The organism is Zoogloea oryzae (genome assembly GCF_030161255.1).
GTDB lineage: Bacteria > Pseudomonadota > Gammaproteobacteria > Burkholderiales > Rhodocyclaceae > Zoogloea > Zoogloea oryzae.
The window spans coordinates 20,824-29,681 of record NZ_BSPX01000063.1 but is presented as its reverse complement, the minus strand read 5'-3'; the positions used below and the strand labels follow the sequence as shown (position 1 = coordinate 29,681).

At 67.4% G+C, this 8,858-nt stretch carries 11 protein-coding genes; 2 read left to right on the top strand and 9 right to left on the bottom strand.

What is annotated here, in order from left to right:
• Nucleotides 1-12 precede the first annotated feature (12 nt).
• From hybE to QQK25_RS17315, 6 genes are read right to left on the bottom strand one after another with little or no spacing between them, the layout of a single operon-like run.
• Complete coding sequence (gene hybE / locus QQK25_RS17340) at nt 13-495, bottom strand: [NiFe]-hydrogenase assembly chaperone HybE (RefSeq protein WP_284189059.1); 483 nt, start codon at nt 493-495, stop codon at nt 13-15.
• Between the two features lie 3 nt (nt 496-498).
• Nucleotides 499-708, bottom strand: a complete 210-nt coding sequence (locus QQK25_RS17335; protein ID WP_284189058.1) for a rubredoxin — start codon at nt 706-708, stop codon at nt 499-501.
• Nucleotides 709-710: 2 nt separating this feature from the next.
• Nucleotides 711-1,562 (bottom strand): hydrogenase expression/formation protein, encoded by an 852-nt coding sequence (locus QQK25_RS17330; protein ID WP_284189057.1) that lies wholly within the window; start codon nt 1,560-1,562, stop codon nt 711-713.
• The gene (locus QQK25_RS17325; protein WP_284189056.1) at nt 1,559-2,020 is read right to left on the bottom strand and encodes a thioredoxin domain-containing protein; all 462 of its coding nucleotides are present in this window, start codon (nt 2,018-2,020) and stop codon (nt 1,559-1,561) included. Before QQK25_RS17325 ends, QQK25_RS17330 begins: the two co-directional genes overlap by 4 nt.
• On the bottom strand, nt 2,017-2,322 hold the full coding sequence (locus QQK25_RS17320; protein ID WP_153162125.1) for a HypC/HybG/HupF family hydrogenase formation chaperone: 306 nt from the start codon (nt 2,320-2,322) through the stop codon (nt 2,017-2,019). The genes QQK25_RS17325 and QQK25_RS17320 overlap by 4 nt, the downstream gene beginning before the upstream one ends.
• Before the next feature lie 3 nt (nt 2,323-2,325).
• Nucleotides 2,326-2,937, bottom strand: a complete 612-nt coding sequence (locus QQK25_RS17315) for a HyaD/HybD family hydrogenase maturation endopeptidase (RefSeq protein WP_284189055.1) — start codon at nt 2,935-2,937, stop codon at nt 2,326-2,328.
• A 368-nt stretch (nt 2,938-3,305) separates the two neighbouring features.
• On the opposite strand from QQK25_RS17315, the gene QQK25_RS17310 reads away from it, so the two are divergent.
• Nucleotides 3,306-4,430 (top strand): hypothetical protein, encoded by a 1,125-nt coding sequence (locus QQK25_RS17310; RefSeq protein ID WP_284189054.1) that lies wholly within the window; start codon nt 3,306-3,308, stop codon nt 4,428-4,430.
• Between the two features lie 77 nt (nt 4,431-4,507).
• Here the strand turns inward: QQK25_RS17310 and cybH are convergent, their stop codons facing one another.
• Genes cybH through QQK25_RS17295 form a run of 3 tightly spaced genes read right to left on the bottom strand, consistent with a single transcriptional unit; the run spans nt 4,508 to nt 8,101 of the window.
• A complete protein-coding gene (cybH, locus tag QQK25_RS17305) occupies nt 4,508-5,212 on the bottom strand; it encodes a Ni/Fe-hydrogenase, b-type cytochrome subunit (protein WP_284189053.1) in 705 nt (234 codons plus the stop codon).
• 13 nt (nt 5,213-5,225) lie between these two features.
• Nucleotides 5,226-7,019, bottom strand: a complete 1,794-nt coding sequence (locus QQK25_RS17300; protein WP_284189052.1) for a nickel-dependent hydrogenase large subunit — start codon at nt 7,017-7,019, stop codon at nt 5,226-5,228.
• Complete coding sequence (locus QQK25_RS17295) at nt 7,016-8,101, bottom strand: hydrogenase small subunit (protein WP_153162120.1); 1,086 nt, start codon at nt 8,099-8,101, stop codon at nt 7,016-7,018. The genes QQK25_RS17300 and QQK25_RS17295 overlap by 4 nt, the downstream gene beginning before the upstream one ends.
• Nucleotides 8,102-8,354: 253 nt before the next feature.
• On the opposite strand from QQK25_RS17295, the gene QQK25_RS17290 reads away from it, so the two are divergent.
• The gene (locus tag QQK25_RS17290) at nt 8,355-8,858 is read left to right on the top strand and encodes a GNAT family N-acetyltransferase (protein WP_284189051.1); all 504 of its coding nucleotides are present in this window, start codon (nt 8,355-8,357) and stop codon (nt 8,856-8,858) included.

Sequence of the window (8,858 nt, the reverse complement as noted above, 5' to 3'; positions counted from 1 at the left end):
GGACGGCGACGGTCATGCCGCGTGGCGCCCGAAGAGCCAGCGGCGGCGGCCGGAGACGTCGGCGTCCGGCCGGGCCGCAACCGGCTCGACCGGCGCCTGCAGCAGCGCGATGAGGGCCGCCGAGGCGGTGTCGCAGGCGGTCTCCATCGCGTCGAACTCCAGCGCCGGCGAGAACAGCGAGCACACCTGATAGGGCCCGAAGCCCACGTCGGTGCCGTAGACGAAGTCGTAGTCGCCGCTGGGAAAGTGCCAGCGGGTCGTGGCGAGGGATTCGGCCGCCTGCCAGGGCGCGCTGCCGGGCAGGATCAGCAGGTTGATCGCCCAGGGCATCACCAGCGCGGCCACGCGCACGCCGTCCCACTCCACCAGTCGGGCGACGCGCACCGACAGGCGCGGGTTGCACAGGGGCACGTCGGCCATCGGGCCGGCGGCCACGGCGCGGTAGTGGGCTTCGATGCGGGCCGCGAGCTGGGCGGCGGTGGGCTGGGCGGGCACGGGTCAGTCCTTCAGCACCATGAACTTGTGGCGCGGGGCGTCGCAGTTGGGGCAGCGCCAGTGCTCGGGCAGCTGCGCGAAGGGCGTGCCGGCCGGAATGCCCCAGTGGGCGTCACCCGTGGCCGGGTCGTACACCTGCCAGCAGATGCCGCACTCGAGCCGGTCGTCGTCGGCGAGCTTTTCGCCATCGCCCAGGAAGGAACCTTCGAACATCGTCAGCTTTCCCGCAGCATGGCGATGTATTCGCCGAGGCGCTCGATGGTGTCGGCGTAGTCCTCGTCGGCGGCCAGCACCACGTCGGGCATGTCCACCACCTCGATGGTGTTGAGGATCAGGGTGTCCATGCTGTTGAAGTACTGCACCCACCACACGTTGGCGAGCCGGGTGCTGGTGACGCGGCAGTTGCCGTAGCCGCGGGAGAGCATCGACACGTCCCGGTGGCCGAGGGCGCCGTAGAGGTAGTCCAGATCGGCCTCGCTGACCGGCAGCAGGGTGAGGTTGATGACGTGGGCGGCCTGGCCGGCCACGTGGCGGGCAGACTGCTGCTGGACTTCGGCGAGCAGCGCCTCGCCGTTCATCATCCCGGCGGTGAGCGGCGGCGGCGTGAGGGCCGGCAGGGTGGTGGCGCGCATGGCGGCGTAGAGCTCGGCCGGCACCGGGCTGGCTTCGAGCCTATCGGCGACGATGCGGCCGTCGGCGCCCTCCTCCAGCACCCGCCACAGGGCGGCGAAGGCGGTCTCCTGCACGCGGATGCGGGTGGGCGCCAGGGTGAAGGCGGACACTTCACCAAAACCGAGGGATTCGGTGAGCAGGTCGCGCACGCCACGGGGCTCGGCCGCCAGATCGACAGCCGCCGGCTGGGCAGCGCCCAGGGGCCGGGCGCGCATGTCGGCGAGCAGTTGGTCGAGGATGTCGGCGGCGCGGGCGAGATCGGCGTCGCTCATCGTCTCGGGCAGGCGCGGGGCGCGGAAGGTGTTCATGCCGCTGGGCATGGCCAGGTATTCGGGGGATTCGTCGGTCTGGGAGCCGGGGCCGACGGGCACCACGGGGATCGGGAAGGGTTTCATGCGCAGCTCCGGGTGGCCTGGGTGGCGATGGAAATGGGCGGACGGCTGGGCGCCAGGGCGCTGATCCGCGCGAGCTCGGTGACGAAGGGGCTCCAGTCGAGGATGCCGGAGATCACGCCCAGATAGGCGCCATCCCGCAGCACGACCACCGCCGGGTAGCGATTGACGCCGAAGCGGCGGGCCAGCGCCGGGCTCAGGTCGGCGCCGGCGGCGAGGCCGCTGGCCGTCACGCCGATGGCGCGCAGGGCTTCGGGCAGCACCACGGCCACGTCGAGGGATTCGGGGCTGCGCTGGGGGTCGTCGGTGAGGAGCAGCACGGCGAGGCCGTCGGCGTCGAGGGCCGCATCCAGCGCGGCTTCGTCGGCGAGGCGGAGAAAGCCGTTGCGCTCGGCGAGGCGCTTGAGGGCGGCGTCGAGCTTGTCGAGGGACGACGGGGGCGGGGCGAACTGGGCGCTCATTGGGGCTCCGTGAGGTGGGCGGGGAGGGTCGGCGTGCGCTCGACCAGATCGGCGAACAGGGCGTCGATGCCGGCCTGGTCGCCACGCATCGCGGCGCCGAGGGCGGCCAGCGCGTTGTTGATGGCGTGGGCGCGCTCCGCGTCGATGACTTCGCGAGCGGCGCCGAGAAAGGTGAGCAGCCAGGTGCCCGGCGGCTGTTCGCCGACCAGCACCAGGTCGATCGTCTGCTCGCCGTCCGGCCCCTGGCAGCGGGCCGTCCAGCCGGACGCTTCGATGACCTGCACGGGAATGCCGAGGCACACGGCTCAGTCCTCCCGGATGAAACGGGCGTCGCCGAGGCGCCAGGCGTCGCGCTCGCTGGGCCGGCCGGCTTCGTAGGCGTCCATGGTCAGGCTGACGGCATTGAGGCGCGGGCCGATATCCGTGCGCGGCACGGGCGCGGCGCCCCAGCGGGTGAGCCATTCGCAGGCCACGTCGAGGGCCGGGCCGATCTGGGCCTTCACTTCATCGCGCAGGCTGCCGCCAAAATCTTCCAGCTCGACCGGCTGACAGCCGATCAGCACCAGCTCGTCGGGCAGGCGACCGAGGAGCTCGGCGGAGGCCAGCACTTCCTGGAAGCCGGTCTGGTGCAGGCTCATCTTCTTGGCGCCCATAAAGCGGGGCACCTCGTCGCCCAGCACGATGCGCAGGGTGCCCGGCGCATCGCCGTAATCCACCGCGTCGAACACCAGCAGGCGGCACGCCTCCTCCACGTAAGGCAGCAGGTAGAGGCCCTGGGTGCCACCGTCCATCACGGTGACCTGCGGCGGCAGCGCGAAGCGCTCGGCCAGGGCTTCGGCGCAGCGCACGCCAAAGCCTTCGTCGGCCCACAGGAGGTTGCCGATACCCAGAACGAGAATGGAAGGATGGCCGGTCATGGCGTTTCCGAAAACGGGAAGGTGGTCACTTCAATCAAGTTCCGTGCCGGCTGGTTTCCCTGCGCCCGGGAGCACGAAGCCGCTTATGGGACAAGGCCTTAGCGCAGACGGGCATACAGCCGGAGAAGAGGAACGAAAAGCAAGTTTCCAGCACAACCGAAATATGCAAACTCACCTCTCACCCGATGCGCAATCCGGCACCCACGACATTGCCATTGATGCGACATTTCAGGCCCTGAGTGCCGCGAGTGTTAAATCCCATGAATTTTGAGTGGATTTCTGCAGGGTCTCGATAAATATGACTTTTGTCGCGTCGCCGCATGAGTTCACAATCCGCTCTCGCCTGCGCTGATTTATCGTTCCTGCCCATGAAAAACCTTCTCCCGGCCATTTCGGCCCTCGCGCTGCTCGCCGCACCGGTTCCGGCCCTGGCCGTCTCCGTGGGCGAACCCATCCAACCCAAGGCCGAAGCCGCGTCTCCCGGCACCCCGGCCGCCGCCGTCGTCGCTACGAGCCTGCCGGCGCCGCCGAAGGTGACCCGATGGGAAGACACCGGCATGAAGCCGGTCGAGGCACGGGAGTGGCAGAACTACGGCTTCAACCCCCAGGAAGGCATGAACTGGCACTCCGCCGGCTTCGAGCCGGTCGTCGCCCGCACCTGGTCGGACAAGGGCTTCGACGCCGATGAAGCCCGCCAGTGGCGCGATTCGGCCCGCCAGAGCCGCTCGATGATGTCCGAGATGGACCACTCCGACCCGGCCGCCTGGAAGCGCGAGGGCTTCTCGCCGGCCGACCGGCTGGCCTGGTGGGAGGCCGGCTTCGTCTTTGACGACGCGGTGCTGCTGGCCCGCGCTGGCATGAGCCCCGTGCAGGCAGCCTGGCATGGCCACGAGAAGCTGAAGGAGATCCGCAGCGGCGCGGCCGGGCAATCCCCGTCGGGCAGTGCCGCCATGACCGCCCCCGCCGGCGCAGCGCCCGGTGTGGCCCCGGGCGCCGCACCTGCCGCGCCCCAGCCCCTCGACCCCGCCGCCATCTGGCACGTCGTCGGCCCCTTCCTGAAGGTGGGCCTGGTGGGCCTGGTGGCCTTCATCTCGGGCGGCTTCGCGTTCTTCCTGTATCGCCGCGCCCAGGCCAACAGCAAGCTCGCCACGATCAAGTCCGACGCGCCGGACAGCGAGATGCCGCCCGAATCCCTGCCGCCCGCCAAGCTGGGCAAGAAGGTGCTCGAGAAGCGCAAGCCGGCCCGGGCGGTCAAGCTGTTCAAGTCGGCGGCCCCCCACTGCATCCACTGCAAGAGCAGCAACGTGCGCCGCTCCAAGATGCATCCGCACAAGTTTGCCGGCATCAACTTCACCGAGTACTTCCGCTGCAAGAACTGCGGCCGGCACTTCGCCATCGTCAGCTACACCTCGATCCTGGCCACCGGCGGCGCCATCGTCGCTGCGCTGATCCTGGTCACCGCGTCCTTCATCTACGTGTTCTCGATCGCCTGACGCGGCGTAGTCGTTCAAGAAAAATGGCCCGGTCGAAACCGGGCCATTTTTGTTTGCAGCACCTGCAGGCGGCTGGATCAGTCCTTGAACATCCGCCAGCCGGAGATCATCGTCGAGATGAGGCTCTGGCGGCTCATGATGTCTTCGCGGATCGCCGCATACACGTGGATCACCACAAAGCTCATCATGATCCACATGCCTAGCCGGTGCAGGCTGTGGGTCTGCATCGAGCCCCCCAGCAGCGGCAGCACCCAGCCGAACAGGCGGTCGGCCCACGAGCCCAGCCCCAGGCCTTCGCTGTACAGCGCGAAGCCGGTGAAGAGCATCCCGAAGGCCAGCACGGTGAAGAAGAAGAACATCATCAGCTGGGCCATCGGGTTGTGGCCGACGTATTTCTTCGGGTGTTTCTCGAGGAACAGGTACCACCGCAGCTCGAAGAACACCTCGTTCCACCACTGCCCGTTGGTGATCGGCAGCTTGAAGATCTGCCGGGCGTGGTGGTTGCCGACGAAGGCCCAATACACCCGCCCCACCAGCCCCACCGCGAAGATGTAGGCCGCGGCAAAGTGGGCGAAGCGGATGTAGCCCATCAGGAAGTTGTCCGACGCCTCGCCGGGCATCGTCGGCAGCGGCTTGCCGATGAAGTAGCCGCTCACCGCCAGCACGACGATCGCCAGGGCGTTGATCCAGTGCCACAGGCGCACCGGCGCCTCGTACACGTAGATCGAACGAACCTGCCGGCCGTGCCGTTCGGCCTCCAGCATGTCTTGTTGTGAAAGCATGACGGCCTCCCGTTCAGCGGACCTTGATCGACGCCATTTCCTGCCCGTCCGGCGACAGCACATGGGTCGAACAAGCCATGCACGGGTCGAAGGAATGCAGGGTGCGCAGGATTTCCAGCGGCTCGTCGGCCTTGGCCACCGGGGTGTCCATCAGCGAGGCCTCGAAGGCGCCGATCTGGCCCTTGGCGTCCCGCGGACCGCCGTTCCAGGTGGTGGGCACCACCGCCTGGTAGTTGTCGATGCGGGTGTCCTTGATGCGGATCCAGTGGCCCAGCGCACCGCGTGGCGCCTCGGTGAAGCCCACACCCTTGGCGTCCTTCGGCCAGGTGGAGGGGTCCCACTTTTCGATGTTGGCGGTGGAGAGATCGCCGGCCTTGAGGTTGGCCATCAGCTTGTCGAAGAAGTAGCGCGACTTGTGCGCCGCCCACGAAGCCTCCAGGCCCCGCGCCGCGGTGCGACCGAGGGTCGAGAAGATCGCCTTGAGGGGCAGGCCGAGATCCTTCAGCAGCTTGTCCACCGGCTCCTTGAACTCGGGGTTGTTCTGGGCGTAGCCGATGACGTAGCGCGACAGGGGGCCGACCTCCATCGCGTGGCCACGCCAGCGCGGGGCCTTGATCCATGAATACTTGCCGGCTTCGTCCAGGTTCTCGATCTTGGTCTTGGTGCCCTTGGTGCCCTTGCCCAGCTCGAAGTTGGGTTCGGTGACACCGTCCCAGGGGTGCAGGCCCTTGGTTTCGTCGGCGTACTTGTACCAGCTGTGGGCCACGTGTTCCTGTACCTGCTCGGGGTCGCGCAGGTCCACCTCGTGCACCTTGGTGAGGTCGCCGTTGATGATGGCGCCGCGGGGCAGCAGCAGGTTCTTGGCGGAGTAGTCGTTGGCCACGTCCGGGATGTCGCCGTACGACAGCACGCACTGGCTCGACAGGCCGCCGCCGTAGGTCCAGTCCTTGTAGAAGCTGGCGATGGCGACGAGATCCGGCACGTACACCATGTCGATGAACTCGATGCAGCGGTCGATGATCGAGGAGATCAGGTTGAGCCGCTCCATGTTGATCGCGCCGACCGCGCCCGCACCTTCCATGTTGATTGCGCAGGGCACGCCGCCCACCAGCCAGTTCGGGTGCGGGTTCTTGCCGCCGAAGATGGTGTGGATCTTGACGATCTCCTTCTGGAAATCCAGCGCTTCCAGGTAGTGGGTGACCGCCATCAGGTTGGCTTCCGGCGGCAGCCGGTAGGCCGGGTTGCCCCAGTAGCCGTTCATGAAGGGGCCGAGCTGGCCGGATTCGACGAACTTCTTGAGGCGGTTCTGCACGTCGCGGAAGTAGCCCGGCGACGACAGCGGCCAGGCCGAGATGCTCTGGGCGAGTTCGGAGGTCTTCTTGGGATCGGCCTTCAGGGCCGACACCACGTCCACCCAGTCCAGCGCGTGCAGGTGGTAGAAGTGCACCAGGTGATCGTGAATCTGGAGCGCCAGCTGCATCAGGTTGCGGATGATGTTGGCGTTCTCGGGGATCTTGATGTTCAGCGCGTCTTCCACCGCCCGCACCGAGGTGAGCGCGTGGGTGCCGGTGCACACGCCGCAGATCCGCTCGGTGAAGGCCCACGCATCGCGCGGGTCGCGGCCCTTCAGGATCACCTCCAGCCCGCGCCACATGGTGCCGGTCGATACCGCGTTGCGGATCACATTATGTTCGTCGATGTTCACCTCGACGCGCAGATGGCCCTCGATCCGGCACACCGGATCGACCACCACGCGCTTGCCCGAGTTGTCGAGCTTGAAGCCCTGGGTTTCCAGCACCGTCATCATTTGTCTCCCGAATTCTTGTCGTCATGCTGCGAGCGGGCCCGCGCCAGCGCCGTCACCGCCGCGTGGGCAGCCACTGCCGCGCCCACCGCGCCGGCAGCCGTCGCGCCGATCTTGTCGGCATTGGCCTCGACGCCGAACTGATGGATGTCGGTCACCCGGTCGTAGAAGCTGCCCTTGTCCCAGAAGCCGTCTTCCGAGCAGCCGATGCAGCCGTGGCCGGATTGCACCGGCCAGCTCACGCCGCCGTTCCAGCGCATCGACGAGCAGGCGTTGTAGGTGGTCGGGCCCTTGCAGCCCATCTTGTAGAGGCAGTAGCCCTTGCGCGCGGCCTCGTCGTCCCAGTTCTCGACGAACTGGCCGGCGTCGAAGTGCGGGCGGCGGTAGCACTTGTCGTGGATGCGCTGGCCGTAGAACATCTTCGGCCGGCCCTGGCGGTCGAGCTCGGGGATGCGGTCGAAGGTCAGCATGTAGGTGACCACGCCGGTCATCACCTCGGCGATCGGCGGGCAGCCGGGCACGCGGACGATCGGCTTGTTGGTGATGACCTGATGCACCGGGGTCGCCCGGGTCGGGTTCGGCTTGGCGGCCTGCACGCAGCCGTAGGACGCGCAGGCGCCCCAGCTGATGATCGCCTTGGCGTCGGCGCAGGTTTCCTTCAGCACCTCCACGAACGGCCGACCGCCGTGGATGCAGAACATGCCGTCCTCGTTGAGCGGCGGGTTGCCCTCCACCGCCACGATGTAATTGCCCTTGTACTTCTTCTTCACCTCTTCGATGATCGCCTCGGCCTGGTGGCCGGCGGCGGCCATCAGGGTGTCGTCGTAGTCGAGGGACAGCATCGACAGCACCACGTCCTTGGTGAGCGGGTGCGCCGAGCGGATGAAGGATTCGGAGCAGCAGGTGCACTCCAGCCCGTGCAGCCAGATCACCGGCGTGCGCGGCTTGGTCTCCAGCGCGTGGGCGATCTTCGGCACGAAGGCGCTACCCAGCCCCAGCGACGTGGCCGTCAGGCTGCAGAACTTCATGAAACTGCGTCGGGTAATCCCCTGCCGGCGCAGCACCTCGTAAAATGTTTCGGTCATGGACGTCAGCCCTCCCCTCCTGGAACATCACGCCCGGATATCTTCTGATCCGCTGCGACACTGCCGGGCCGACAATGCCGCATCGCCATCAGGGGAATTAACAAGTTCCGTGCCCAGTCCGGGCCGCCGTAAAAACAGCTTTTGGTGCAAGCACTTAACGCCAGGCCGGCGCCATGAAGGGCGTCCGCCCGCATCGACCGACAAGCCGCTGACCAGCCAATCGGAAACCCACTAACCAGCCCCACCCACGCAGATGACCACCCTGACCATCCAGCCCGTCGACTTCGACGACCCCGCGCAGACAGCCGATTTCCTGTTTCTTCTCGACCACTACATGCGCGGCCCCACCGGCAACGGCCGGCCAATGGACGACGCACTGCGCGCCCGCCTGCCGGACGAAATCCGGCGTCGGCCGACGGTGCTGTGCCATCTGGGGTATCTGGAGGAAGCCGGCGCCGCACGGCAGCTGGTGGGGCTGATCAACTGCGTGGAGGGGTTTTCGACGTTTGCGGGCCGGCCGCTGCTCAACATCCACGACATCGTGGTGCATGCGGACTATCGCCGACGCGGCTTTGCCGGCCAGTTGCTGGCCCACGCCGAGGCCGTGGCGCGGGCGCGCGGGTGCTGCAAGCTGACGCTGGAAGTGCTGACGGGAAACCGCGGCGCGTACGATGCCTACGTGGGCTTCGGCTTCCGGGCCTACGAACTCGATCCGGCGATGGGCGCCGCGACCTTCATGGAGAAGAAGTTCGACTGA